A 25,271-nucleotide genomic window follows, 5' to 3' on the forward strand; every position below is an offset into this window, starting at 1 on the left:
CCGAGTCGCGTCCCGGCCGCTAGCAGATCCTTGGCAGTTGTTCGCCTGCCAGCCAGTCGACAATGCGGCGACCGCCGAAGCGGGTCTGCATCTGCACGAAACCGTGGCTGTCCTCGATGACGCTGCCGATGCGTGCGGCCTGCATCCCCAGGGGGTGTGCACGCATGGCCTGCAGCAGGTCATCGGCGTCCTGCGCGGAGCAGATAGCCACCAGCTTGCCTTCGTTGGCGACGTACAGGGGGTCGAGCCCGAGCAGTTCGCAGGCGGCTTCCACCTGGGGTTGCACAGGAATGGCGGCTTCGTCGAGGAGCATCCCCACGCCGGACTGGCCAGCGATCTCGTTGAGCGTGGTCGCCAGCCCGCCGCGGGTTGGGTCGCGCAGTACATGCAGACCCGGGACTGCCGCCAGCATGCAGGCCACCAGCGTGTGCAGGGCGGCACTGTCGGAGCGGATCTGCGTTTCGAATTCCAGGGACTCCCGTTGCGAAAGAATCGCCACGCCATGCTCGCCAATGCTGCCGGACACCAGGATCACATCACCGGGCCGGGCGCGGTTGCCGCTGGTATCGATGCCGGCAGCCACGACGCCAACCCCCGTGGTGCTGATGAACACACCGTCGCCCTTGCCGCGTTCGACCACCTTGGTATCGCCGGTGACGATGGCGACGCCGGCCTCCTGCGCGGCGCGACCCATGGAGTCGGCAATGCGCTTGAGGTCGGCGAGGGGGAAGCCTTCTTCGAGAATGAAGCTGGCCGACAGGTACAGGGGGCGCGCGCCGCTCATGGCGACGTCGTTCACGGTGCCATGTACCGACAGGCTGCCGATATCGCCGCCAGGGAAGAACAGCGGCGAGATCACATGGGCGTCGGTAGCCATCACCAGCCTCTCTCCGGCGCCGATCACCGGCGTCAGCGTCGCGCCATCGTTGCCCTGGCGCAGCCAGGGATTGTCGAAGGCGCGCAGGAAGATTTCCTCGATCAGTTGTGCCGAGGCGCGTCCACCGGAGCCGTGGGCCATTTCGATGCGGCCGTCGCGCAGGTTCAGCGCGCGTACGTAGCCGCGTTTGACGGCAGAGGGGGCGTTCATACGCGGGTTACCTCGATGTCCTTGTAGCGCCCGTAGGCGTAGTGCGCGGCGCAGGCGCCTTCGTTGGAAACCATGCACGAGCCGATCGGGTTCTCCGGGGTGCAGACCGTGCCGAACAGTCGGCAGTCGACGGGGCGTTTCTGCCCCCTGAGGATCGGCCCGCACTCGCAGGCCTTGTGGTCCGGCACGGACTGGTAGTGCAGGGCGAAGCGCGCTTCGGCATCGTGCCGGGCAAAGGTCGCACGGATGCGTCGAGCGCTGGCAGGCATCTCGCCCAGGCCACGCCATTCGAAGCACTCGCGCAGCTCGAAGACTTCCTCCATCAGCGCTTGCATTGGCCGGCTGCCTTCGTCACTCACCGCACGAATGAATTCGTTCTGCACTTCGGCGCGGCCTTCATTGACCTGCTGCACGAGCATGAGGATGGACTGCAGGACATCCAGCGGCTCAAACCCGGCGATCACCACCGGCTTGCGGTAGCGCCGGGCGAATTCGGCATAGGCATCCGCGCCGATGACCACGCTGACGTGTGCCGGCCCGATGAAGCCATCCAGCGCTACTGCCTGATCGGCCGGTGCGTCGAGAATATGGGCGATGGCCGGTGGCGTGAGGACGTGGCAGCAGAGCACGCTGAAGTTGTCGATGGCGCGCCGCGCCGCCTCGCGAATCACCAGGGCGGTGGGCGGGGTGGTGGTCTCGAAGCCGACGGCGAAGAACACGACGTCGCGCTCAGGGTTGGCCTCGGCGATCTTCAATGCATCATGCGGCGAGTAGATCATGCGGATATCCGCGCCGCGGGCCTTGGCGCGCAGCAGCGAGAGCCCATCGGAGGCTGGCACGCGCATCGTGTCGCCATAGCTGCAGAGGATTACCTGGCGCTCCATGGCCAGGCGGATAGCCAGATCGATGCGCCCGATCGGCAGCACGCAGACCGGGCAGCCAGGCCCATGGATCATGCGCACGTTGCCGGGCAGCAAATCGCTCACGCCATAACGGGAAATGGCATGGGTATGGCCGCCGCAGAACTCCATGAAGCGGTACTCACGCTCCGGTTGCGCCGCCGCTCGGATGCGTTCGGCGATCTGCCGGGCGAGTTCGCCGTCGCGGTATTCATCGATGTACTTCATGGCTCCAGCCCCTGGGACTGGCCCAGCTCGTTGAACATTTCCAGGGTGCGCTGTGCCTCCTCCGGGTCGATAAGGCCGAGGGCATAGCCGACATGGACGATCACGTAGTCGTCGAGCTGCACACCGTCGACCAGCGCCAGGGAGATTTCCTTGCGGATGCCGCCGAGGTCGACCAGCGCCTGGCCGTTATCGCGCAGTTCGACCACGCGGGCGGGAATGGCTAGACACATGGGGCAATATCCTCCAGCGGCAGCGCCGCCTGACAGATCGGGTCGGCCCACTGAGCGGCGACCCAGGCCTGCCCCAGGGCCAGGCCGGCATCGCCGCAGGAGACGGTTTGCGGGACGAACACAGGCCGGCCCTGGCGTGAAAGCAGATCGCCCAGTTGCGTGCTGAGCAGGCGATTGGCAAAGCAGCCGCCACCCAACAGCACCGGGAGCGCTGCGGGCTGCCGGGCGACCCAGTCGGCCAGGGCGGCGGCCAGGGCCAGATGGAACAGCGCGGCGCCTTCATCGGCGCGCCCCTGGTCGGCCAGCTCGAACAGGCGGGCCAGCAGCGGCAACAGGTCCAGGCGCCCGTCGTGGCGCACTTGCCAGAGTCCGTCGACGCTTGGTGCCTGATGTCGACTCAGATACTCGGTCGCGCAGCGTTCCAGGGCAATCGCCGCTTCGGCCTCGAACGTCTGGCGCAGACTCAGCCCGAGAATGCCGGCAGCGGCATCGAACCAGCGCCCGGCGCCGCTGCTGGTTGGACAGTTGAGCTGGCGCTCGAGCATCCGTGCCACGGTGGTGGTTGCGGCGGCGCCCACCAGTGGAGCCAGGCGCGGGCCGATCTCTGCGCTGCGCCCGAGCAGTTGCAGTGCCGCGGCGACCAGGCGCCATGGCTCGCGAGCGGCGATATCGCCACCGGGCAGGGGCAGCGGCAGCAGGGCTCCCAGGCGGCGCCAGGCACCGTGGTCGAGCCACAGCAACTCGCCGCCCCAGGCGTTGCCGTCAGTACCCAGGCCCACGCCATCCAGCGCCAGACCGAGGGCCGGCCCTCGCAGGCCGTGTTCGGCTTGCAGGGCGGCGATGTGCGCGTGGTGATGTTGCACGCCCAGCGCCGGGACGCCCAGGCGCGCTGCCGTCTCGAGTGCCAGCCGGGTGCTGTGGAAGTCCGGGTGAAGGTCGTGGGCGACGGCACGCAGGGGGCCTTCGGCGTGGGCGAGCAACTGCTCCAGCGAGTTTTCCAGCGCCAGGCAGTTGTCCGGCTCACCCAGGTCACCATGCACCGGGGACCAGATGACCTGCTCACCTTGCAGCAGGCAGGCACTGTTCTTCAGCCAGGCGCCGCAGGCCAGAACCGGCGGCCAGATCGCCGCACCGGGCAGGTTCTGGATTCTCAGCTCAATCATGGCGGGCCTTGAGCTGAGCGAGCTCCGCTTCCAGGACTGCGATGCGTGCGGATCGAGCGTCGGCGCCGAGCGTTGCGGCGCCGAGCAACCAGTCCAGCCAGGCCTGCATGCCACTGCCATCACGGGCACTGAGCTGGATCACGCGCAAACCGGGGTTGACCCGGTGGGCATACTCCAGGCAACGCTGCACGTCGAAGTCCAGGTGCGGCAGCAGGTCGGTCTTGGTCAGCAGCATCAATCCCGCGGCAGCGAACATGTCAGGGTACTTCAGCGGTTTGTCTTCACCCTCGGTCACCGAAAGAATCGCCACCTTGGCCGCTTCACCCAGATCCCACAGGGCAGGGCAGACCAGGTTGCCGACGTTCTCGATAAACAGGATGCCGGCCGGGTGGCCGGGCTTGACCGGGCGCAATGTGCCAGCGCCCAGGCCACCGGCCGTGGGGGCCTGCAGCGGCGCAGCATGGGCATGTCCATGGGCGTGCACCGCATCGTGTAGCGGCAGGCGTGTGTAGGCATCGGCAACCATGCGCGCATCGAGATGGCAGCCCTTGCCGGTGTTGACCTGGATCGCCGCGACGCCGGTGGCGCGGATGCGTTCGGCGTCGTTGCTGGTCTGCTGGTCACCTTCGATCACCGCCAGCGGCAGCTGCGGGTGCTGCGCGCACAAGGCCTGGAGGGTGGCGCAGAGCAGGGTGGTCTTGCCCGAGCCGGGGCTTGATACCAGGTTCAGGGCGAGCACATTGTGGCTTTCGAAGCCCTGGCGGTTGCGCATGGCGTGGCGGTCGTTCTCGCCGAGCACATCCTGCTCGATCTGGATGGTGCGCGACTGGCTGACGCCGGGCAGCGATACCCCGGCAATGCCGCGGCCGTAATGCAGGTCGCCGCCGGCATCGGCCACCGCGTCGGTGCTGGATACCGGGTCTGCCGCGGGATGCGAGTGACTCTGATGGGAATGGCCGCTGGAGCAGCCGCAGACGACGCACATGGCGTTTCTCCTGTCGCGGGGTCAGTGATCCTCGACCTGGAGGTCGAGGATGCGCAATTGGGTGCCGGCATTGGGTTGCAGCCAGAAGCCGCCGCAATCCGGGCAGGGCGCGCCGCGCTGGATCAGCGGCACGTTGGCGGCGCAGTCCAGGCACCAGGCCTGGCCGTCCGGCTGTTCTATCTCGATCTGTGCGCCATCGAGCAGGCTGCCGGGAGCGATGGCTTCAAGGGCGAAGCGCAATGCCTCGACTTCGACTCCCGCCAGCTTGCCGGCTTCCAGGCGCAGGCGGCTGACGCGGCGGAACGGGTCCTTGCGCGCTGCATCTTCGACGGCGGCGAGAATGCCCCCGGCCAGGCTGACTTCATGCATGGCGTGGCGCTCCGGCGATGTTGGCTGGATGATCGACTGGAGCGGGTACGGGACTCTCCAGCCGGTAGGGTAGGCAGGGATCGAACACCGCCAGTAGCAGTTCCGCCTGGCGCAGTGCCACGGCGTCGTCGGGTAGTGCCTCGAGAGCCCGCGCCAGCGTTCCGTGAGGATGCAGATTCCACTCGGTGGGTGCCAGTATCCGGTAGTCACATATTTGCCAACCGGTGGCGGCGGGTTCGAGCTGCACCAGATGCATCAGCAGGCCACGGGCAGTTTCACTCCAGGCCAGCGCCCGGTATTCACCCAGGGCCAGGGCGCCCATTTCGAGTGGCGCGACGGGTGCCTGAGTCAGTTCGACGAGGTCGGCCAGGCGTGCACCCAGACGCAGCCAGGCGCTGTCGTAGCGCTCCGGGTGGGATTCTCGTCCGCGGGTCCAGGCGCCGGTCTCGCGAGGTTCACTGGACAGCTCGGGGCGGCGCAGGAAGTCTTCGTTGCCGAGCAGGCTGCGGCCGACCTCCAGCAGGCTGGCAGGGTCGGTCGGCAATGCGTGGACGGGTAGCACCAGTGCTTCCGCGCGCTGTCGACAGTCGTGCAGCAGCCGCGCCAGAGGGTGACGGCTGTGCAGGCTCCAGTCCAGTAGCGCCTGGCGTGGGGCGGCGCGCCAGCTGTGCAGCCAGGCCTGGGCCGAGCCATCGAACCAGCTGTCGAGATCCGCAGTCTGCCGCGGCGAAGGCAGCGCCATGGCGGATGGCGTGCCCGCCAACAGGCGCGGCCAGTCCAGCAGGATATGCCGCAGGTGCTCGCGGATATTCTCCTCGCGAAGGGCCAGCCGGGCCTGATCATCCGGCTCGGCGCTGCCCTGGATTGCGGCGGCCAGGGCCAGTTCAGCAGTCAGCCGGTGGGCCTGGCCGCACAGGCTGTAAATCAGTGGAAGATGACGGGCAGCGGCTTCTGCCGGCTGTCCACGCAACAGGCGCCCGGCCAGTGGCGGGCGACCGCCGAGCAGCGCTGGTTGCTGCGCCGGGCGCACGCGCAGCGAGCCGGCCAGGCGCGACAGGCCATCGTCGATATTCATTGACGGATTCCCGCCAGGCGGCCGAACAGGTTGCGGCGGCTCGGGTTGGCCGGTTGTTCGACCGAAGGCCGACGCAGCGCGGCCAATACCTGGCGAGCCATATCCCGGGCACTTTGCGGGTCGCGGAACTCGAACATGGGCGAGAACAGCGAGCAGCTCTGGTAAGCGCCGATCTGTTCGTCGAACGCGCCGATGAAGCTCAGGCGTTCGCCACCCACCTGATACTCGCAGGTGGAGCCCTCGATGGGAGCGCTGCCGGCGTCGTCGGGCAGCCAGACCAGGTTCATGCTCCAGGGCGTGATGAGAATACCGAGCAATCCACTGTGCGATTCCGCTCCCAGATACTGTGGGGCGAATGCAATTGCCTCGACCTCCAGTGCCGGATTGACTAACGGCAGGCCTCGCATGCGGGTGTCGGCAATCTCGCGAAAGCGCTGCGCCAGGGCTTCGGCGCGGACCAGTGGATCAGTCATCGAGCACCATGAACTGTTCGGCCTCGCCATCGCAATTGGGGCAGCGCCAGTGTGCCGGCAACTGCGCGAAGGGCGTGCCCGGCGCGATCTGCCAGACCGGATCACCCAGGGCCGGGTCGTAGACCCACCAGCAGATCTTGCATTCCAGGCGTGCATCGGCGGGCAGCCGGCTGCGGTCACCCAGGTAGCTGCCTTCGAAACCGGCGCGCTCGTTCATTGGCCGCCCTCCGCGATTTCCCCTTCGAACCACTGGATGACATCTTCGAAGCGTTCCAGTGAGTCGGCGATGTCTTCCGGCGCGGCGAGCACGACTTCGGGCAGATCGGTGACCTCGATGGTGTCGAGGATCAGCGCGTCCTGGGAGTTGAAGTAGCGTACCCGCCAGCAGTTGGGCACACGGGTGTTGCTGATGCGGCAATTGCCGTAGCCGCGGGCGAGGATCAGCACACTGCCTTCGCCCAGGCGCTCATCGAGGAAGGGCACGTCCTCGGCGGAGAGTGGCAGCAGGCTGAGGTTGATGACATGGGGGGCGCTTCCAGGGCGCCAGCTCAGGGTGCGGTCCTGCAGTTCGGTGAGAATGGCCGGCGCATTCATGACCCCCGGCGGCAGCGGCAGAGCTGGAGCGAACACCTCGGCGCAGGCGTCGTGTTTCGTGGCACGGCGTAGTAACGCGGGCGCCGCCTCGACGTCGATATGGTTGTACCCGCCACCCAGTACGCGCCAGACGCCAGCAAAGATCGACTCCTGGATGCGCACGCCATCGTTGCCGCCGATACGCGCGCTGACCTCGCCTTCGCCCAGAACCTGGTCGAGCAGTACGCAGTCAGCCTCGCTGTAAGCGCGCAGGTCGAGGCTGGGCGGCGTGTCTCCGGCATGCCGGCTGCGCAGCATGTGGAGGATTTCGCCGAGCGCCTGTCGCGCGCCGGGTGCCGCGTCCAGCAACTGCGGCTCGGGAAGTTGCGGCACCGAGTGGGTATACATGCCTTGCGGCATGCTGATGTATTCCAGGGCGGCGTCATCGTCGGGCTGCGAGCCAGGGCCGATGTCCATCACCGGGATGTACTGGAGTGGGTCGATGGGGCGGGCACCGTTCACTGGCATTCTCCCGGTGAGGGTTGTATGGGGTTGCTGCGCAGCGGGATCAGCGCATTGCTCTGCTGCAGGGCGCATTCCGCCAGATGCAGGTAGGCGTCCCAGTCGCGCATGCCATCGATCTGGGTGACGTAGCCGCCGTCGCGCAGCCAGATGATGCTCGGCCAGCGGCGCAGGGCGAAGCGTTCGGCCAGGGCCGCTTCGTCTACCCGGCGGCCGATGCCCAGGCGCGGATGGCAGTCATGGCGCTCGGCGAGGGTCTTGCACAGTTCGGGCAGTATCACCGCCACGTCGAGGCATTCGGGATGGCGCACCGGGTCACCACAGAGCAGGAGCAGCGCTTCACCGGGCTGGGCCAGCCAGGCGTCGAGCGTGTCCAGGCCAACCCAGCTGGCGGCGAATTGTTCGACCAGGCGGTTGATCAGCGGGGGCGCCTCAGGGATGGCGGACGTTGGGGGCAGGGAAGCGCTGGACTGGTTCATGGGGACTCCTTGGGGATTGGCTGGCCGAGCAGGCTGGCCAAGTGCTCGGCGCTCATGGCCGAGGGCAGGGCGAAGGCCGCTTGGCCATCTGCCTGCTCGCCGAGCATCGCGGCATCGAGCAGGGCGAGAGTGGCGTCGATTTCTGCCGCGCGCTCGGCCGTGAGGTGCTCGCGGGCCGCGTCGATGAACACCAGCAGCCAGTCACCGCTGGCGCACTCGTCCACCAGCGTGGTGTCGATCCAGCGCTGCTGGCCGTGGCGGTCGCGGCACAGTGCGGCGCCGGGGCGGGTGGCGAGGACATGCATGGGAAGGCCGATGCACATGTCAGCTGCGCCGCACCAGTACTCGCTCGTCACCGAGACGGCAGGCAGCCTGCTCGCTGGGGCGCTCGCTCTCATAACGCTGCAGGTCCAGGTTCAGCATCGTCACGGCTTCATCTTCGGGCAGTGGCGTCGTCCGTGCCCGTGGCGCGCCACCCCATTCATCGAGCACCTGGCGGGCGGCGTCGACGGCCATTTCCAGTGCGGCCTTCACGCAGGGGCGCAGGCTGCCGCCATAGTCGTCCATGCGCTCGGGCTGACAGCCGATCAGCAGCACGCGCTGCGGATAGTGGCCGGTGAGCTGGGCGAGCATCAGTACTTCCTGGAAGCCGGTCTGGTGCAGGCTGAGCTTCTTCACGCCGAGAAAGCGCGGGACCTGGTCATCAGCAACGAACTTCAGGGTGCCGGGCGCCATGTTGTAATCCACTGCGTCGAAGATCAGCAGGTAGTCGGCCTGCTGCACGTGCTGAATCAGATACAGGCCCTGGGTGCCGCCATCGATCAGGGTGACGTTGTTGGTGAATTCATAACGCTGCTGCAGGGCCTCGACGCAGCGCACGCCAAAGCCTTCGTCGGCCCACAACAGGTTGCCGATACCGAGCACGGTGATGCGCGGTGTGGGGGAGGAGATGCTGCTCATTTCTTCAGGCTCTTGTAGCCGGTGATGATGCTGCCGATCATGTTCAGCCGGCCGTGGATTTCTTCGCGTACCGCGGCATACACATGCACCAGAACGAACGCGACCATCATCCACAGGCCCAGGTGGTGGAGCGTGCGCAGGTTGTTCGAGCCGCCCAGCAACGGCAGCATCCAGCCGAACAGGGTTTCCTGCCAGGAGCCCATCTGGGCGCCCTCGCCGTACAGGGCAAAGCCGCTCAGCAGCATGAACAGCGAGGTGAGCAGGAAGATGAACACCATGGTGAAGCGCGATATCGGGTTGTGCCCGTAGATCGGTGCCGGTACCGGCCCGATGTACAGGTAGTAGCGCAGCCAGATGGCGAAGTTGCGCCAATAGGCCTTGCTGGTGAGCGGAACCCAGAACAGCTCGCGGGCATGATGGTTACCGACCAGCGCCCAGTAGGCGCGACCTATGATGCCAACGGCGAACAGGTAGCCCGCGGCGAAATGGGCAAAGCGGATATAGCCCATCAGGAAGTTGTCGCTGGCTTCGCCCGGCTGGGTTGGCAGCGGCGAACCGATGAAATAGCCGCTCACCGCCAGCACCAGGATGCAACTGGCGTTGATCCAGTGCCAAAGGCGCACGGGCGCTTCGTAGACGTATTCGGTGTGATGTTCGGACATATCGTCACCTCAAGTGCGCCGGGCGTGCGAACGCGCCCGGCGGCTGACTGCTGGCCGGCTCAACGCACGGTGACCGTGCTCAGCTCGACGCCATCCTCGCTCATCACGTGGGTCGCGCAGGCCATGCAGGGGTCGAAGGAGTGCAAGGTGCGAAGGATTTCCACCGGCTGATCGGCTACCTCGACCGGGGTGTTCAGCAGAGCGGCCTCGAAGGCGCCAATCTGCCCCTTGCCGTCACGCGGGCTGCTGTTCCAGGTGCTGGGAACCACGCACTGGTAGTTCTCGATCCGACCGTCCTTGATGCGTATCCAGTGGCCGAGCGCGCCGCGCGGAGCGGCAACGCTGCCCACGCCCTTGGCTTCGGCGGGCCAGGTCTTCGGGTCCCACTTTTCGACGTTGGCGGTGGTGCGGTCGCCATTGCGGATGTTGCCCATCAGCTCGTTCCAGTCGTCGACCATCATCTCCGCGCAGTATTCCGCTTCCAGCGCGCGGGCGAGGGTGCGGCCGATGGTGCTGGGCAGCAGTTGCTTGGCGCTGTAGTCGGTTTCGCCCAGGCCGAGGGCGCGGGGCAGGGCGTGGTTGACCGCCTGCAGCGAGCTTTCCAGCTGCTCCTTGACCCGCTGGCAATGCGGATTGCCCTTGAGTGCGTGGGCGTAGCCGAGGATATAGCGGGCCAGCGGGCCGACTTCCATGGCATGGCCGCGCCAGCGCGGCGACTTGACCCAGGAGTATTTGGCGCTTTCATCGATCTCTTCGATCGCGGTGCGGGTGCCCTTGGTCGCCGCGCCGAGCTCGTAATGCGGATCGGTGATGCCGTCCCAGGGGTGCAGCCCCTGGTTGTTGTCCGGGTACTGGTACCAGGAGTGGTTGACGAACTCCTGGACCTGCTCCGGATCGCGCAGGTCCACTGGCAGAATCTCGTCCCAGTTGCCATTGAGGATGACTCCACCGGGCAATTGGTTGGTGCTGTCGTCGTAATTGACCTTGGCGTAGGTGCCGTAGTCCATCACGTTGCTCGCCGCCAGGCCGCCGCCATGCAGCCAGCCCTGCTGCTTGTACAGGGTGCCGATGGCCAGCACGTCGGGCACGTAGACGTTGCGCACGAACTCCAGCGCTTCGTCGATGCGTGCGCGTACGAAGTTCAGTCGCTCCATGTTCAGCGGAGCGCCCGCGGCGAGGTCGCCATCGATGTTGATGGCGCACGGCACACCGCCCACCAGATAGTTGGGGTGGGGGTTCTTGCCGCCGAAGATGGTGTGGATCTTTACCCACTCCTTCTGCAGGTCCAGTGCTTCCAGGTAATGAGTGACTGCCATCAGGTTGGCTTCCGGCGGCAGCTTGTACGCCGGATTACCCCAGTAGCCGTTCATGAATGGACCGAGCTGGCCGCTTTCGACGAACTTCTTCAGGCGGTTCTGCACGTCGCGGAAGTAGCCCGGAGAGGACTTCGGGTTGGCCGGCGAGACCAGTTGCTGCAGTTCCGAGGTCGCCCTGGGATCGGCCTTGAGCGCCGACACCACGTCGACCCAGTCGAGCGCATGCAGGTGGTAGAAGTGCACGACGTGGTCGTGTACCTGCAGGGTCTTGGCCATCATTTCGCGGATCAAGTGGGCGTTGGGCGGGATGTGGATGCCCAGCGCATCCTCCACCGCGCGAACCGAGGCAAGGGCATGGCAGCCAGTGCACACGCCGCAGATGCGCTCGACGAAAGCCCAGGCATCGCGAGGATCACGGCCCTTGAGGATGACTTCGAGGCCGCGCCACATGGTCCCGGTGGAGACGGCATTGCGGATCACGTTGTTGGCATCGAGGTTGACCTCGACGCGCAGGTGGCCCTCGATGCGGGTCACGGGGTCGACGACGATGCGCCGACCGCTGTTGTCCAGATCGAAACCCTGGGTGGAATAATTGCTCATGAATCAGGCTTCCTGTACTGCGCTCAGGCGTCGTGCGTGGAGGTTTGCGCCTTGCCATTGCTGGCGCGCTTGATGGCAGAGACCGCGGCGTGGGCAGTGATTGCCGCGCCGACCGTGCCGGCGGCGACCAGGCCGATCTGGTCGGCATTGGCTTCCACGCCAAAGGCGTTGATATCGGTCAGGTGCTGGTAGAACGAGCCCTTGTCCCAGAACCCTTCTTCCGAGCAACCGATGCAGCCATGGCCGGACTGGATGGGGAAGCTGGTGCCGCCGTTCCAGCGGACGGTGGAGCAGGCGTTGTAGGTGGTCGGGCCTTTGCAGCCGACCTTGTACAGGCAGTAGCCCTTGCGTGCGGAATCGTCGTCCCAGGCCTCGACGAACTGGCCGGCGTCGAAGTGCGGCCGGCGGTAGCACTTGTCGTGGATTCGCTGGCTGTAGAACATCTTCGGCCGGCCCTGGCGATCCAGTTCCGGAATGCGGTCGAAGGTCAGCATGTAGGTGATGACCCCGGTCATCACCTCGGCGATGGGTGGGCAGCCGGGCACCTTGATGATCGGCTTGTCGGTGATCACCTTGTGGATCGGCACTGCCTGGGTCGGATTCGGCTTGGCCGCCTGCACGCATCCCCAACTGGCGCAGGAGCCCCAGGAAATGATCGCCTTGGCGTCGCGGGAAACGCGCTTGAGTTGTTCGACGAAGGGTTTGCCGCCGATGATGCAGCTCATGCCGTCCTGGTTCAGCGGCGGATTGCCCTCGACGGCGAGGATGTAGTTGCCCTTGTACTTGGTCATCACCTCGTCGAGGATCGCTTCGGCCTGGTGCCCGGCGGAGGCCATCAGGGTGTCGTCGTAGTCCAGCGAGATCATCGACAGCACCACGTCCTTGGCCAGCGGGTGCGCGGAGCGGATGAAGGATTCGGAGCAGCAGGTGCACTCCAGGCCATGCAGCCAGAGCACCGGGGTGCGCGGCTTGTTCTCCATGGCCCAGGCGATCTGCGGCATGAAGGCTGGCCCCAGGCCCAGCGATGTGGCGGTGAGCGAGCAGAATTTGATGAAGCTGCGCCGCGAGATGCCTTGCCTGCGCATCACTTCATAGAAGGTTTCAGTCACTTGTTTTCTCCTCGGCCAGGCTCTTTGGCTCCTGGGAATGGTGTGCGCCAACGCTTCTGGCGCGGCACACGGGCCAGGCGGACCGGTAGGTCGGCGTGGTGGTGGAATCACGGGTGGCAATGGCAGCCGGCGCACGGTGGTGGCGCTCGACTGCGCAGGGGGACGGGGTAGGGCGATCGAATGACATGACCGGATACTTCAAAACCTGTGCCACTTGGTCGCATGCCGGATCACGAAGCGTGTTTCGGCGCGAAAAGGCCTGAATGGCGGGGTTCTGCTGCGTTTCGCGCCGGGGCTCGACAACAGGTGCGGGCGCCAGCCGGTCATGCCGTTATCGCTTTGGTGGCCTGGATGGAAATGCTCTGTTCAGTGTTCAGTGTTCAGGCTGCGACAAGGTCCAGGCGGTCGTAGCCCTTGTAGCGGTAGAACGCCCAGGAAAGCAGCCAGGTGGCAGCGAACAGGCCGATGATCAGGAAGCCGAGCAGGCCGAAGTGCTCGTTCACCTGAGCGATGAAATCCCACGCCCCGCCTTCGAGTTGCAGCTGCTCGGCCAGCAGATTCAGCGCCTCCATGCTGCCGACCAGCAGCGCCACCAGCACCGATGCCGAGGTGATGGTGAGGTTGTAGTAGAGCTTGCGCGCCGGCCGTACCTGAGCCCAGCGATAGGCCCCGGTCATCAGCACGCTGTCGGCGCTATCGACCAGTGCCATGCCGGCGGTGAACAGCGCGGGGAATACCAGGATCGAGAGCATTGGCAGGTTCTGCGCCGCCTGGCTGGCGGCGATGCCGAGGAGGCCGATTTCCGTGGCGGTATCGAAGCCCAGGCCGAACAGGAACCCCAGCGGGTAGAGATGCCAGCTGCGGCGGATGAGGCGGAACAGCGGGCGTGCCAGGCGCGCTATCGGGCCGCTGCCGGCGAGCATGCCTTGCAGCTCGGCTTCGCCGACGCGCTCACCCTGGCGGACACGCCGGAAGGCGCGATACACCGAGCGCAGGATGACCAGGTTGATCAGCGCCACCAGCAGCAGGAAAGCCGCCGAAACCGAGGTGCCGATCAGCGCGCCGATGCCATGGAAGGATTCCAGTTCATCCTGCAGGCTGGCCGCGCTGAGGGCGATCAACACCGAGGCGAGGATCACCACGCTGCTATGGCCAAGGGAGAAGTACAAACCGACGCTTTGCGTGGCCTGGCCTTCCTGGATCAGCTTGCGTGTGGCGTTGTCGATGGCAGCGATATGGTCTGCGTCCACGGCATGGCGCAGGCCGAAGCTGTAAGCGAGGACCGCGGTGCCCAGCAGCATCGGATAGTCGCTGAAAGCGACAAGGGCCCAGGCCCAGGCGAGCAGGTTGACGGTGATCAGGCCGATGAACAGGGTGATGGTCGAGCGGGGCGAGGCCGGGCGAGGCATGGGGTCTCCAGCGGTCTTGTATGAAGAATCGAAAAATCCTCATACAAGCGCTGTGCCAAGCCTGCCGCCGCGCCGGAACGGCGGATCAGAACAGGTCGGCGGTCAGTTGGTTGGCAGTTTGCTCATCGGAGTGGAAAGCAGGTTTGCACTGAGCTCAGTCCAGCGTCGGCAGGCGCAGACGAAACAGCGCACCCCCCGAGGGATGATTGCCGGCTTCCAGTGAGCCGCCGCAGCGCTCGACGATGCCGTAGCTGATCGCCAGGCCCAGGCCGGTGCCCTGGCCGGGCGGCTTGGTGGTGAAGAAGGGCTCGAATACCTGGCTGAGGTATTGCTCGGCGATGCCGGGGCCGTTGTCGCGCAGCGTAAGCGTGGCCCAGCCCGGCTGGCGGCTCAGTTCGATCCATAGTTGTGGAGGCTCCGCGGCGGCGGCGCGTGCGGCGTCGTAGGCATTCTGCGTGAGGTTCATCAGCACTTGCAGCAATTGCCCGGCATTGCCCTGGACCTGCACGTCGCCAACCGGCTGCCAATGCACCACCAGGTCCGGCGCGGTGCCGCGGGTGATCCAGTGGATGGCGCGTTCGATGACGTCGTTGAGCGAAGCCTCGCCTGGGTGCCCGCGGTCCATCGCGGAGAAACGCTTCAGCGCGCTGACGATATCGGCGGTGCGTTGCGCGCCTTCCAGCGTGCCTTCGATCAGCGAGGGCAGGTCCGCGAGCAACGGGTCGATGCGCAGTTGCCGGCGCAGGTCATCGCGCTGCGCGGCGGGTGCCTCCTCGTGGACCGCGTGCAGGTAATCCTGCAGGCGCTTGCCGTAGCCACCCAGGACGTGGGCGTTGGCGAGCACGAAGCTGATCGGGTTGTTCAGCTCGTGGGCAACGCCTGCCACCAGGCGACCCAGGGATGCCATCTTCTCGGCGTGCAGCAGTTGCTGCTGGGTGCGCTTGAGCGCTTCGTGGGTGTCGTGCAACTGGCGGTAGGCGTGCTGCAGTTCACCCAGCGGTCGGCCCACCAGTACGTGGCCCAGGCAACGACCGTGGTGGCCACTGCGGACCGTGCAGCTGAGGTCCACCGGCAGCAGCGCACCCTCGGCGCCGAGAAAGTTCACTTCGACGCTGGCGCTGGCGTTGTCCCGGCGCAGGCCGCCGAGCAGATTGCGCAGGCGATCCACGCTGGCCTCATCGCCGAGCAGCGAATAGACCGGGCGACCGAGCAGGCCCTGTTCATCGCCACCGACCAGTTTGCGCAGCGACTGGTTGGATTCCTCGATCAGGCCTTGCGGGTCACAGGCCAGGAGGATGTCCGACATCGAGGCCAGCATGCTGGCGATGAACTGCTGGGACTGCTCCAGCTCGGCGTTCTTCTGCTCCAGCTCGATCTCGTCCTGGACCAGTTGCGAGTAAACCTCGTCCATCTTGCCGATGACTTCCAGCCAGGCGTCTTCATCCAGTTGCGACGGAGGTTTGCGGGCCATGGGCGTCAGCTCGTGGGGTGCAGGTGCGGGTGGGCGTGATCGGTGTTCGACGTGGCTACCGGGATCAGGTTCAACTGCCCGTGGCGCACGCCACGCTCGGCGCTCAGGCGTTCGGCGAAGGCGCGCACTTGCTCCACCGGCCCCTTGAGCATGAGGCTTTCCAGGCAGTGGTCATGGTCCAGGTGTACGTGCTGGCTGGCAATGGTCAGGTCGTGGTGGTCGTGCTGCAAGGTCATGACCCGTTCGGCGAGGGTGCGTGCGTGGTGGTCATAGACGTAGCTCAGGTTGGCGACGCAGTGCAACGATTCGCCAGCCTGGCGCAGGCGCGACTGCTCGATGTGGCGGCGCAGCATGTCGCGCAGTGCCTCGGAGCGATTGCCGTAACCCTGGGCGCGAATCAACTGGTCGAGCGCGTCGGCCAGGTTGTCGTCGAGGGAAATGGTCAGGCGTTGCATGGTGATACTCCGGATCAGTGCACGGTGCAGACCATGCAGGGGTCGAACGAGCGGACGATATGCTGCACCGCCACCGGGTTCTGCTCGCCGGCACGCACCGGTGCGCCTTCCAGGGCCTGCTCCAGGGCGCCGGGACGACCCTGGATATCGCGTGGCGAGAAATTCCAGGTGGTCGGGGCGATGATCTGGTAGCTGGCGATGCGCCCTTGCTCGACCTTGAGCCAGTGCCCGAGAGCGCCGCGAGCGGCTTCGGTAAGGCCGACCGCGCTGCCGTCGTCGGGCAGTTGGCAGTCCAGGTAGTAGGGTTCGCCAGGGCGCAATGCAAGCAACCAGCCTTCCATCATTGGCACAACCCGTGCCAATTCCACCAGGCGTGCCAGCAGGCGCGTATAGACACTGCCACCACAGCGGGCGGCGGCATCGCGCAGCAGCGGCTGGCCGTTGATCAACTGGCGAGCCAGGGCGCCGGTTTCCAGCACGGCGCCGGCCAGGCGCGGCGCCTTGTTCCAGGTGTAGGCCGTGGTCTTGTCGAGGTTGGGCTCGGTGACGCCCTCGGCCGGGTGCAGTGGACCTGCGCTGTCATCCAGCCAGGCACTGCTCGCGTCTTCGCGAATCGCATCCAGCACCAGCGGGCGGACCTGCCCCAGTGCCGCATCCCACAGGCCGCGCTGGAAAACCAGCGTGCCGTCGGCTTGCGGATAGGCACCGTAGGACAGGTACAGTCCCGGCCCCTGGCCCAGGTACTCCAGTCCGCTGTCGAGGACTATGCGCAGAAACTGGCGCAGATCGCCTTGTTCTGGTGCTTCGGCGTACCAGGACCACAGCTGGTCTTCACTGGCGAGCCCGGCGATGCGTTCCAGCGGGGCGGCGAACAGTTCGCTTTCGAGGAACTGACGGAACTCGCGTACCCGTGTCAGCAGGCGCAGGCGCTCGGCCGCGTCGATGGCGCGGGTGGAACCACCCGGATGGATGGAGCCGGTGTGAGGCCATTTGCCGCCCAGTGTACCGATCAGGTCCAGCCAGCGCTTGCGCGCGGCCAGGGCCACACGCTGCTGGGTGCCGGTGTGCGGAGTGAAGCGCTGCACCGCCTCGGCGAACCAGGGGCGGTCGGCATACGGCGGGCGCACGAAGTCCGGCATGAAGAACAGGTAGAAATGGCTCAGGTGATCGGCGAGGTTCTCTGTCGCGGCCATCAGGTTGGTGGCGATCAGACCGTTGGTTGGCGGCTGGACGCCGGCCAACCCGGCCAGCGCTCGCGCGGCGGCGACCGACTGGGAAACCGAACAGATTCCACAGACGCGTGGCGCATAGACCAGCGCATCGAGTGGCGGATGATCGCGGAGGATCTGTTCGAAGCCTCGGTACATGGTGGCGTTGACCCGTGCCGAACGCACCTGGCCATCCTCGATATCCAGCTGGACTTCGAGATCACCTTCAACGCGATTGAACGGACCGACCAGCAGACGTGTCATGGGCGAATTCCTTAGCGGCGGGTGCGGCGGATGACCGGGGCGATCAGCGCATGGTCGGCGGTGGCGTTCTGCCGGACGCGCTCTGGCGTGGCTGATTTCGACAGCGCCGCCAGGGCAACGAACCAGGCCTTGGGCATGTCGGTCGGCAGGCCGATGGGGATGCCGGCGCGCTTGGGCGTGAGGTGGAAGCCGTGGCCGGGTTCCTCGAAGCCAGGCGCCGTGCAGTTGATGCAGGCATAGCCGCCGCGGGTGCAGGAGCCCTCGCCATTCCACAGGCGATTGTTGCAGTCGCCGTGGGCCTGGGTGCCCTTGCAGCCGAGGTTTTCCATCATGCAACCGAGGTCGGAAGGCTTGAGCGCACTGGCCTTGTATTCGTAGAACTCGTTGCGCGTGCAGCCGTGGTGGACCAGTTGGTCGGCATAGAAGCGCGGACGGCCCAGGGCATCCAGGTCAGGCTCGCCGAACAGCCCGGCGGCCAGGGCCATCAGCGTGTCGGTGACCCAGCCGGGGTGGGTGGGGCAGCCGGCGACGTTGATCACCGGCAGCCCTTTGCGTGACCGGTATTCAGCGCCCAGCAGGCCGCCGAGGCGCTCACCGTCGTACTGCAGGCCGCAGGCGTCGGTGGGGTTGCTGCCGGCGGCGGTGATGCCGCCGTAGGCGGCACAGGTGCCGATGCCCAGGGTGTAGTCGGCGACGTCCGCCAGGCGTCGCACCCAGTCGATCATCGCCACGCCGGTGCCGGCCAGCAGATGGAAGCGGCCGCTGCCATTGGGCCCGCGCAGCAGTGAGCCTTCGATGCACAGCGCATCCAGATGGGTGCGACCACTCAGGCAGTCATCGAGGATCGCCAGTACTTCGCCAGCGCTTTCCAGCGACAGTGACGGGTGCCACAGCAGGTCGATCCCGGCGTTGCGCCACAGCCCGGCAAAGTCCTGGGTATCGGCGCACAGCAGCGACATGTTGCAACCGCCGCAGCCGCCGGACTGCAACCAGAGGACGCGGAAAGGGGCGCTCATGGCGTTTCCTCCAGGCCGAAGCGGCGCAGTTTCTGGCGCAGGCCGACGCGTGACAACCCCAGCTCGCGCGCAGCATGGGTCTTGTTCCAGTGGTTGCGTAGCAGTGCCTCCTTGAGCAAGGCCGCCTCGATGGCGTCGAGCTGCTCCTGCAGTGTGCCGGCAGGCGTTCCGGTCACGCAGGAGGCGGGCCGTGCATGCCGTGCCTGGCCTTGCAGCACCTTCAGGGAAAATGCCCGGGCGCTGACTTCCGCGCCCTCGGACAGCGCCGCGGCGCGGTAGATCTCATTGCGCAACTCGCGAATGTTGCCTGGCCACGGGTAGTGCAGCAGGCTGCCGAGGGCGTCGGCGGCAAAGCGCAGGCCGGGCAGGTCGAGTTCCTGGCTGGCATCGGCCAGCAGTTTGCTGGCGATCGGAATCAGATCGCCGCTGCGTTCGCGCAGTGGCGGCAGGCCAAGCGATACACCGGCGAGTCGGTAATAGAGGTCACTGCGGAAACGCCCGTCACGGACATCGGTTTCCAGGTCGCGGTGCGTGGCGGCGATCACTCGCACATCCACCCGTACCGGCGTACTGGCCCCGACCGGGCGCAACTCGCCTTCCTGCAGGACACGCAGCAACTTGACCTGGAAGGCCGGCGAGGTATCGCCGATCTCGTCCAGGAACAGGGTGCCGCCGTGGGCGCGCTGGATCAGCCCGATGTGATCCTGGTGAGCGCCGGTGAACGCGCCGCGCTTGTGGCCGAAGAGCTCGGATTCGAGCAGGGAGTCCGGCAACGCTGCGCAGTTCTCCATGATGAAGGCTTTTTCCGCGCGTGGGCTGGCGTAGTGAATGGCGCGGGCCAGCAGTTCCTTGCCGGTGCCGGACTCGCCGAGCAGCAGCACCGAGAGATCGAAGCGCGCCACCCGCGCGGCCAGTTCGCACACGGCGTCCAGCGGGCTGCCGGGCTCGCGCACGATGCGGGCGAAATCGAAGGCGTCGCGTACTTTGTCCAGCACCTGCTGATTGCGTCGGCGCAGCACCGGGGTGGCCGCGCGCAGCTCCACGTCCAGGCGTTGCATGTGGTTGTGCAGGGCCCGGCTTTCCACGGCGTTGCGCACCGTGGTGAGCAGGTGGTCGGGCAGCCAGGGTTTGAGCAGGTACTGGTAGATGCCGGCCTGGTTGACGCCGGCGATGATGTCTTCGGAGTCGGTGTAGCCGGAGAGAACGATGCGCACGACTTCGGGCCAGCGCTCGCGGGCTTCCTTGAGAAATTCGATGCCTTGTACGCCGGGCATGCGCTGGTCGCAGAGGATCACTGAGATCGGATGCTGTTCGAGAAGCTCGCGGGCCTGCTCGGCCGAGTTGGCGAGCAGCACCTGGAACTCGCCGTCGAGCACCCTTGACAAGGCTTCGCGGGAGCGTAGTTCGTCATCGATGACCAGAACGGTCGGGAGGTGTGAGTCAAAGCCGCCGAGTGAAGACATGGACGCCGAATTCAAGTGTCACGGGACGAGTGCCGGGCCAACTGACCCGGCGGTCGCCGAATCATGACATTCGAATCAGGCAGGTGAAAGGGAACACTACCATTGGACTAGTCGGCTGCCCGCGCAGCGCTACCAGGTCCTGATCCGGCAATCCTGCTGGATTACCTGCCTTGAATGCCTGGCTTTCGCCGCGAGTTGTCTGGCGCAGGGGGGCGCCTCACGCCATGGGTGGCAAACGCCGTTTCACCGGCGTCTTCTTGACGATGGCCGTGTTGGTCTCGGCGAAGCCATTGAGGTGGTCGAGTATCTCATCCAGTTGCTCCATGGAGCGCACGCACATTCGTGCATAGAAGCAGTCCTCGCCCGTCACCTTGTCGCATTCGGTGAACTCGGGGATGGCCAGGATCTGCTTCTCGACTTCCTGCAGTTTGCCCGGCAGCGGGCGCACACGAACGATGGCCTGGAGCTGGTAGCCGAAGGCGCGTGGGTCGACGTTGACCGTGTAGCCGGTGATGACCTGGCGTTCCTCGAGCTTGCGCAGGCGTTCGGCCACGCTGGGGGAGCTCAGGCCGCTGGCCTGGGCCAGCGCCTTGAGGGAAAGACGCGAGTCCGCCATCAGCGCGGTGATCAGCAATTGGTCGATTTCGTCGGTCATCCTGGTCTCGGAAGGTTGTTTCGGGTAATGGCCTTGATAGTAAAGGTGATTGCCTGGATTTGCCTGCGTCAGGCGATGGAGTGCGCGAATCCACCTGTTCATACTGGTCGCCAACGAGTGGAGGTGAACCATGAACGAGCCAATCAGACGCGGAACCCTGGAGATGATCAGCGCCATGCTGATCTGCGGCACCATCGGCTGGCTGGTGGTGGTTTCCGGCCAGCCGGTGCTGGACGTGGTGTTCTGGCGCTGCGCATTCGGTGCCGCGACGCTCCTGTTGATCTGCGCGGCCATGGGCTTCCTGCGCCCGGGCATTCTCACCCGCGCCACCTTTGGCCTGGCGCTGCTCAGCGGCGCCGCCATCGTTGGCAACTGGGTACTGCTGTTCGGCTCCTATTCGCGGGCATCGATTGCCATTGGTACGGCGGTCTACAACGTGCAGCCGTTCCTGCTGGTGCTGCTGGGCGCGCTGTTCCTCGGCGAGAAGGTGACCGCGCATAAACTAGCCTGGCTCGGCGTTTCCTTCCTCGGCATGCTGGCAATCGTCAGCGCGCATGGCGAAGCGGGGCAGGTGGGTAGCGACTATCTCGGTGGTGTCGCCCTGGCGCTCGGCGCGGCGGCGCTGTATGCAGTCGCCGCGCTGATCATCAAGCGCCTGACCGGCGTGCCGCCACATCTGATCGCACTGATCCAGGCGGTGACCGGTGTGCTGCTGCTGGCTCCCTGGGCCAATCTGACGTCGCTGCCCCAGGCGAGCACGGCCTGGGCCAGCCTGGCGACCCTGGGCATCGTGCACACCGGCATCATGTACGTGCTGCTCTATGGCGCGATCCAGAAACTGCCGACGGCGCTGACTGGCGCGCTGTCGTTCATCTACCCGATCGCCGCGATCTTCGTCGACTGGTTCGCCTTCGGCCACCGCCTGACCCCGTTGCAATGGCTGGGTGTGGTCGCCATCCTGCTGGCCGCCGCCGGCATGCAGCGCGGCTGGAGCCTGAACCTGCGGCGCCTGGCCTGGCGCTGAAATCCATGCTTGCCTGACAATGCCGGGGAACCTGTGCCGCTGCGCACCGGTCCTGTAGGCGGACTTCGAGCAAGGAACGGACTATGACTGCGGCTGCCCTGACGGCAGATTCATCCAGCCTGAAAAGGCCTTCATCACGCTTCATTCACCTGTTGGGCGTGGCCGCGCTGCTGGCGCTGGCCGGCTGCGGTACTCGTGCGCCGAGCGTGCCTGAGCCGACGCCGGACGAGGTGCGTGGCAAACTGGCCAGGCTGATTCCCGCTGGTGCAGCGGACCGCCAGGGCTGGGCGAAGGACATCCAGGTCGCCTTCACCACCCAGCGCATTCCGGCGACCACCGAGAACCTCTGCTCGGTGGTGGCGATCACCGAGCAGGAGTCCAACTTCAAGGCCGACCCGCCCGTGCCGGGGCTGGGCAAGATCGCCCGCGCCGAGATCGACCGGCGGGCGAGCAAGGTCCACGTGCCGGGTTTCCTCATCGATACCGCGCTGGCACTGAAGTCGCCGAACGGCCGCACCTACAGCCAACGGCTGGCCAGCGCAAAGACCGAGCGCGAGCTGAGCGCGATCTTCGATGACTTCATCGGCGGTGTGCCGCTGGGCCAGCAACTGTTTGGCCGCTTCAACCCGGTCCACACCGGCGGGCCGATGCAGGTCAGCATCGAATTTGCCCAGGCCCATGCCGACGGCTATCCGTACCCGGTGGATGGCAGCATTCGCCGCGAGGTGTTCAGCCGTCGTGGCGGCATGTACTTCGGCATCGCCCATCTGCTCGGCTACCCGGTGAACTACCCGCGCCAGCTGTACCGTTTCGCCGACTTCAACGCCGGCTGGTACGCCAGCCGCAACGCCGCGTTCCAGCGAGTGGTATCGGATCTCACCGGCATCACCCTGGCGCTGGACGGGGACGTGATCCTCTACGGCAGCTATGACGCCGGCAGCACCGAGAAGGCGGTGCGCACCCTGGGGCCGAAGCTGGGCATGAGCGAGCGGGAAATTCGCCGCGACCTGGAGTTGGGCGACAAGCCGGAGTTCACCCAGTCAGAGCTCTACACCAAGGTCTTCGCCCTGGCCGAACGCTCCGCCGGCAAGTCGATGCCGCGGGCCATGCTGCCGGGCATCACGCTGCACAGCCCGAAGATCACTCGCCAGCTCACCACCGCGTGGTTCGCCCAGCGCGTGGACGAGCGCTACCAGCGCTGCCTGGGGCGGGTGCCGAAGGACTGAATCAGTCTCCCTCGGCGGGTTGGCAGATACCGTTGGCGCCCTTTGGCCCGGTGTAGGACACCGTGGCGCTGCCGTCGTCATTCAGGCTGATGGAGATGGTCACGCCTTCTCCCTTGGCCTCGAGGTACTTGTCGTTCTTCTGCTTGACCTTGGCTTCCTTGCCGTTGATGTACACCGGCCCGCCCTCGTCGGTGTGGACCTGGATGTCGTTCGGGCAGTCGTAGTTGAGCATGGGGATGGCGGCAACAGCGGGCTGCACGGCGATCAGCAACAACGGAGCGATCAGTAGCGGTTTCATGGCGTCTCCCGAAGAGGTGCGGACACGGCGCAAGGCCGCGCGGACAATCACAGCTTAGTGCAGACGTCGTGGCGCGCTAGAGCGGCAAGGGGCGCAGGCGCGTGGCTGGCTCCGGTTCGGTGCCGCGCAGGACGAGGCGGGTGATGGTCGCGGCAGCGGCTTCGAAATCAGCGGCATCCGGCTGTGCCTTGCCGGTGATCATCGCGATCTGCCAGTCGAAATCGACGTAGGTGCGGGTGGCGGCGGAGATGCTCAGCAGCAGGTGCTGCGGGTCCACCGGGGCGAGCAGACCACGGTCGATCCAGGCGGCGATGCACTCCAGGCTGCGCCGCGATTCGGCCTGCAGGCGCTGCAGCCAGTCCGGTGGCAGGCGCGATGCGCCATGCAGCATTTCGCTGGCGAACACCTTGTAGGCATACGGCCACTGCCGGGCGATATGCAGGCGCGCGCGGATGTGCGCGGGCAGCGCCCAGGCCGGATCGTCGCATTCGCGCAACAGGGCCGAAGCCTCCATTACGGCGTCCACGACATTCTCCAGCAGGCGCAGGTAGAGGTTCTCCTTGCTCTGGAAGTAGTAGTAGACGTTGGACTTGGGCAGGTCGGCGCGGCTGGCGATGTCCTGGGTCTTGGCGGCGGCGAAGCCCTTCTCGGCGAACTCTTCGCCGGCCGCCAGCAGGATGCGCTGGCGATTGCGGTCACGGATGCTGAGGGCGGGGCGCTGGCGGCGGCGCGTCGAGGTGGGCGCGGTCTGGGGCATGGGAAAGCATCGGGGCAGGGAAACGAGGTATCAGAATATAACTTTCTATATAGCGCTGCCCAGCCGCCGGTCTCACTGGCGGATGGCCATTTATCCGCCATTAGATTGAACCCGATGTGTGACGAATCTGTCAGAGCCAGTCTGAAACCTAGGAAGGGTCTGAGATGCTGTTCGTAGTCATGCTGGGCGGACGCCATCCGCGCGCGCGGATCGAGGTTCACGATGTGGCCTTCGTCATCGGCGACAACCTGAAATCCACCTATGCGCAATTGCGCGAAGCCTGGTTTGGCAGCCCGGACGGCCTGCACATCGACTCCTGGCTGGAGGTGGATGGCGTGGAGGCTTATCGCGTCGAATTCAGTGATGCGCTGCCGGCACCGGGCGAGCAGCGGCTGTTCTTCGTCAACCTGGGGGGCTACGAGCTGGGCAGCTTCGGTGAGGCGCATCAGTACGTACTGGTGGCCGCTCGCGATGCCGCCGACGCCAAGGCACGCGCCAAGCGCCGCATGCCGCGCAGCTGGGACAAGGCGCACACCGACGCGGTGATCGACGTCGACGACTGCATTGCCGTCGACCAGGTTGGCGGGCGCTATGTGCACCTGGTGGAGGGCGAGAGCCGCGGCATCGTGCAGCGCAGCGACTACATCGTGTTGTGAGCCTTCATGGTACTGACACGGCCCTGTCATAAAACCTGACGTATAAGGGGCGCACAGCCGACCCCCGTGCCGAGGTAGCAATGACCGAGAAACGCCGAGTCCTGTTCGTCTGCGTCGCCAACGACGCCCGCTCGCCGATGGCAGAAGCACTGCTGCGGCACACCGACGGCGAACACTTCGAAGCCTTCAGCGCGGGTGTCCACCCGACCGCCATCGACCCGCGCGCCCGTGAAGTGCTGGAGCACGCCGGGATTTCCAGCGAAGGCCTGCGCAGCAAGTCCATCGACGAATTCCGCGGCCAGCATTTCGATTACCTGATCGACCTGTGCGACAAGTCCAGCGACGAGGGCGACGAGCTGCCGGCTTCCAGCCAGGTGCTCGTGTGGAACTTCGTCGACCCGGCCCACAGCGAGCAGCACGACCCGTTCCGCCACACCCTGCAGGAAATCAGCGATCGCCTGAAACTCTTCGAAATGGTGAAGAACCGCGACTGACGTTTCTGGCGATGCAAAAAGCAGAAAGCCCGCACGGATGCGGGCTTTCTGCTTCGTAGGCCACAGGATTCGCCGTTGCCTGGGGAGGATTGGCGGCGGATGTCCGTGTAGATGGGGCGCTGGTCCTTCAGCGCCAGGGCATTCT

29 protein-coding genes are annotated in these 25,271 nt (G+C 66.0%); 4 read left to right on the forward strand and 25 right to left on the reverse strand.

The annotated features are described in order from the left end of the window. Nucleotides 1-19: 19 nt before the first annotated feature. The 23 genes from hypE to L6D89_RS12570 form a co-directional block, all read right to left on the reverse strand. Nucleotides 20-1,087, reverse strand: coding sequence for a hydrogenase expression/formation protein HypE (gene hypE, locus L6D89_RS12460; RefSeq protein WP_236199888.1), 1,068 nt, complete (start codon nt 1,085-1,087; stop codon nt 20-22). Next, nucleotides 1,084-2,214 (reverse strand): hydrogenase formation protein HypD, encoded by a 1,131-nt coding sequence (gene hypD, locus L6D89_RS12465; RefSeq protein WP_236199889.1) that lies wholly within the window; start codon nt 2,212-2,214, stop codon nt 1,084-1,086. Before hypD ends, hypE begins: the two co-directional genes overlap by 4 nt. Continuing rightward, the gene (locus L6D89_RS12470) at nt 2,211-2,444 is read right to left on the reverse strand and encodes a HypC/HybG/HupF family hydrogenase formation chaperone (RefSeq protein WP_236174667.1); all 234 of its coding nucleotides are present in this window, start codon (nt 2,442-2,444) and stop codon (nt 2,211-2,213) included. The genes hypD and L6D89_RS12470 overlap by 4 nt, the downstream gene beginning before the upstream one ends. Next, a complete protein-coding gene (locus tag L6D89_RS12475) occupies nt 2,435-3,607 on the reverse strand; it encodes a Kae1-like domain-containing protein (protein ID WP_236199890.1) in 1,173 nt (390 codons plus the stop codon). The genes L6D89_RS12470 and L6D89_RS12475 overlap by 10 nt, the downstream gene beginning before the upstream one ends. Further along, nucleotides 3,600-4,592 (reverse strand): hydrogenase nickel incorporation protein HypB, encoded by a 993-nt coding sequence (gene hypB / locus L6D89_RS12480; RefSeq protein WP_236199891.1) that lies wholly within the window; start codon nt 4,590-4,592, stop codon nt 3,600-3,602. The genes L6D89_RS12475 and hypB overlap by 8 nt, the downstream gene beginning before the upstream one ends. Nucleotides 4,593-4,613: 21 nt before the next feature. Next, nucleotides 4,614-4,961 (reverse strand): hydrogenase maturation nickel metallochaperone HypA/HybF, encoded by a 348-nt coding sequence (locus L6D89_RS12485; RefSeq protein WP_236174670.1) that lies wholly within the window; start codon nt 4,959-4,961, stop codon nt 4,614-4,616. After that, nucleotides 4,954-6,036, reverse strand: coding sequence for a HoxV (locus tag L6D89_RS12490; protein ID WP_236199892.1), 1,083 nt, complete (start codon nt 6,034-6,036; stop codon nt 4,954-4,956). The genes L6D89_RS12485 and L6D89_RS12490 overlap by 8 nt, the downstream gene beginning before the upstream one ends. Next, a complete protein-coding gene (gene hybE / locus L6D89_RS12495) occupies nt 6,033-6,509 on the reverse strand; it encodes a [NiFe]-hydrogenase assembly chaperone HybE (RefSeq protein ID WP_236199893.1) in 477 nt (158 codons plus the stop codon). Before hybE ends, L6D89_RS12490 begins: the two co-directional genes overlap by 4 nt. Further along, nucleotides 6,502-6,726: a rubredoxin gene (locus tag L6D89_RS12500; RefSeq protein WP_236199894.1), complete on the reverse strand. Its 225-nt coding sequence runs from the start codon at nt 6,724-6,726 to the stop codon at nt 6,502-6,504. The genes hybE and L6D89_RS12500 overlap by 8 nt, the downstream gene beginning before the upstream one ends. Next, on the reverse strand, nt 6,723-7,604 hold the full coding sequence (locus L6D89_RS12505; protein ID WP_236199895.1) for a hydrogenase expression/formation protein: 882 nt from the start codon (nt 7,602-7,604) through the stop codon (nt 6,723-6,725). Before L6D89_RS12505 ends, L6D89_RS12500 begins: the two co-directional genes overlap by 4 nt. Then, nucleotides 7,601-8,083 (reverse strand): thioredoxin domain-containing protein, encoded by a 483-nt coding sequence (locus L6D89_RS12510; protein WP_236199896.1) that lies wholly within the window; start codon nt 8,081-8,083, stop codon nt 7,601-7,603. The genes L6D89_RS12505 and L6D89_RS12510 overlap by 4 nt, the downstream gene beginning before the upstream one ends. Further along, a complete protein-coding gene (gene hypC / locus L6D89_RS12515) occupies nt 8,080-8,406 on the reverse strand; it encodes a HypC/HybG/HupF family hydrogenase formation chaperone (RefSeq protein WP_236199897.1) in 327 nt (108 codons plus the stop codon). The genes L6D89_RS12510 and hypC overlap by 4 nt, the downstream gene beginning before the upstream one ends. Nucleotide 8,407: 1 nt before the next feature. Further along, nucleotides 8,408-9,043 (reverse strand): HyaD/HybD family hydrogenase maturation endopeptidase, encoded by a 636-nt coding sequence (locus L6D89_RS12520; RefSeq protein WP_236199898.1) that lies wholly within the window; start codon nt 9,041-9,043, stop codon nt 8,408-8,410. After that, on the reverse strand, nt 9,040-9,705 hold the full coding sequence (gene cybH / locus L6D89_RS12525; RefSeq protein ID WP_236199899.1) for a Ni/Fe-hydrogenase, b-type cytochrome subunit: 666 nt from the start codon (nt 9,703-9,705) through the stop codon (nt 9,040-9,042). The genes L6D89_RS12520 and cybH overlap by 4 nt, the downstream gene beginning before the upstream one ends. A gap of 59 nt (nt 9,706-9,764) precedes the next feature. Beyond that, a complete protein-coding gene (locus tag L6D89_RS12530; protein WP_236175384.1) occupies nt 9,765-11,621 on the reverse strand; it encodes a nickel-dependent hydrogenase large subunit in 1,857 nt (618 codons plus the stop codon). A gap of 23 nt (nt 11,622-11,644) precedes the next feature. After that, the gene (locus L6D89_RS12535; protein WP_276574798.1) at nt 11,645-12,730 is read right to left on the reverse strand and encodes a hydrogenase small subunit; all 1,086 of its coding nucleotides are present in this window, start codon (nt 12,728-12,730) and stop codon (nt 11,645-11,647) included. Nucleotides 12,731-13,110: 380 nt separating this feature from the next. Beyond that, nucleotides 13,111-14,139, reverse strand: a complete 1,029-nt coding sequence (locus L6D89_RS12540) for a HoxN/HupN/NixA family nickel/cobalt transporter (RefSeq protein ID WP_236175385.1) — start codon at nt 14,137-14,139, stop codon at nt 13,111-13,113. Nucleotides 14,140-14,293: 154 nt separating this feature from the next. Beyond that, nucleotides 14,294-15,610, reverse strand: a complete 1,317-nt coding sequence (locus L6D89_RS12545) for a PAS domain-containing sensor histidine kinase (protein WP_236199900.1) — start codon at nt 15,608-15,610, stop codon at nt 14,294-14,296. A gap of 5 nt (nt 15,611-15,615) precedes the next feature. Then, on the reverse strand, nt 15,616-16,065 hold the full coding sequence (nikR, locus tag L6D89_RS12550) for a nickel-responsive transcriptional regulator NikR (RefSeq protein WP_236175387.1): 450 nt from the start codon (nt 16,063-16,065) through the stop codon (nt 15,616-15,618). 14 nt (nt 16,066-16,079) lie between these two features. Beyond that, complete coding sequence (locus L6D89_RS12555; RefSeq protein WP_236199901.1) at nt 16,080-17,537, reverse strand: nickel-dependent hydrogenase large subunit; 1,458 nt, start codon at nt 17,535-17,537, stop codon at nt 16,080-16,082. An 11-nt stretch (nt 17,538-17,548) separates the two neighbouring features. Continuing rightward, nucleotides 17,549-18,553, reverse strand: a complete 1,005-nt coding sequence (locus L6D89_RS12560) for an NADH-quinone oxidoreductase subunit B family protein (protein WP_236199902.1) — start codon at nt 18,551-18,553, stop codon at nt 17,549-17,551. Beyond that, a complete protein-coding gene (locus L6D89_RS12565) occupies nt 18,550-20,016 on the reverse strand; it encodes a sigma-54-dependent transcriptional regulator (RefSeq protein WP_236199903.1) in 1,467 nt (488 codons plus the stop codon). Before L6D89_RS12565 ends, L6D89_RS12560 begins: the two co-directional genes overlap by 4 nt. Before the next feature lie 217 nt (nt 20,017-20,233). Next, nucleotides 20,234-20,671 carry an Lrp/AsnC family transcriptional regulator gene (locus L6D89_RS12570; protein WP_236175390.1) on the reverse strand — a complete coding sequence of 146 codons (438 nt, stop codon included), beginning with the start codon at nt 20,669-20,671 and terminating at the stop codon, nt 20,234-20,236. Nucleotides 20,672-20,801: 130 nt separating this feature from the next. Here L6D89_RS12570 and L6D89_RS12575 point away from each other — a divergent pair, with 130 nt between their 5' ends. Beyond that, nucleotides 20,802-21,695: a DMT family transporter gene (locus L6D89_RS12575; RefSeq protein ID WP_236199904.1), complete on the forward strand. Its 894-nt coding sequence runs from the start codon at nt 20,802-20,804 to the stop codon at nt 21,693-21,695. Nucleotides 21,696-21,778: 83 nt separating this feature from the next. After that, on the forward strand, nt 21,779-22,921 hold the full coding sequence (locus L6D89_RS12580; protein WP_373874945.1) for a DUF1615 domain-containing protein: 1,143 nt from the start codon (nt 21,779-21,781) through the stop codon (nt 22,919-22,921). 1 nt (nt 22,922) lies between these two features. Here L6D89_RS12580 and L6D89_RS12585 read toward each other — a convergent pair whose 3' ends face one another. Together L6D89_RS12585 and L6D89_RS12590 are read right to left on the reverse strand one after the other, a co-directional pair. Continuing rightward, complete coding sequence (locus tag L6D89_RS12585; protein ID WP_236175392.1) at nt 22,923-23,219, reverse strand: hypothetical protein; 297 nt, start codon at nt 23,217-23,219, stop codon at nt 22,923-22,925. 76 nt (nt 23,220-23,295) lie between these two features. Further along, nucleotides 23,296-23,976, reverse strand: a complete 681-nt coding sequence (locus L6D89_RS12590; protein WP_236199905.1) for a TetR/AcrR family transcriptional regulator — start codon at nt 23,974-23,976, stop codon at nt 23,296-23,298. Nucleotides 23,977-24,140: 164 nt separating this feature from the next. On the opposite strand from L6D89_RS12590, the gene L6D89_RS12595 reads away from it, so the two are divergent. Continuing rightward, complete coding sequence (locus tag L6D89_RS12595; RefSeq protein WP_236199906.1) at nt 24,141-24,632, forward strand: DUF1543 domain-containing protein; 492 nt, start codon at nt 24,141-24,143, stop codon at nt 24,630-24,632. Between the two features lie 80 nt (nt 24,633-24,712). Further along, on the forward strand, nt 24,713-25,126 hold the full coding sequence (locus L6D89_RS12600; RefSeq protein WP_236199907.1) for an arsenate reductase ArsC: 414 nt from the start codon (nt 24,713-24,715) through the stop codon (nt 25,124-25,126). The last annotated feature ends 145 nt before the right edge of the window (nt 25,127-25,271 follow it).

The organism is Pseudomonas pseudonitroreducens (assembly GCF_021603645.1).
GTDB lineage: Bacteria > Pseudomonadota > Gammaproteobacteria > Pseudomonadales > Pseudomonadaceae > Pseudomonas > Pseudomonas pseudonitroreducens.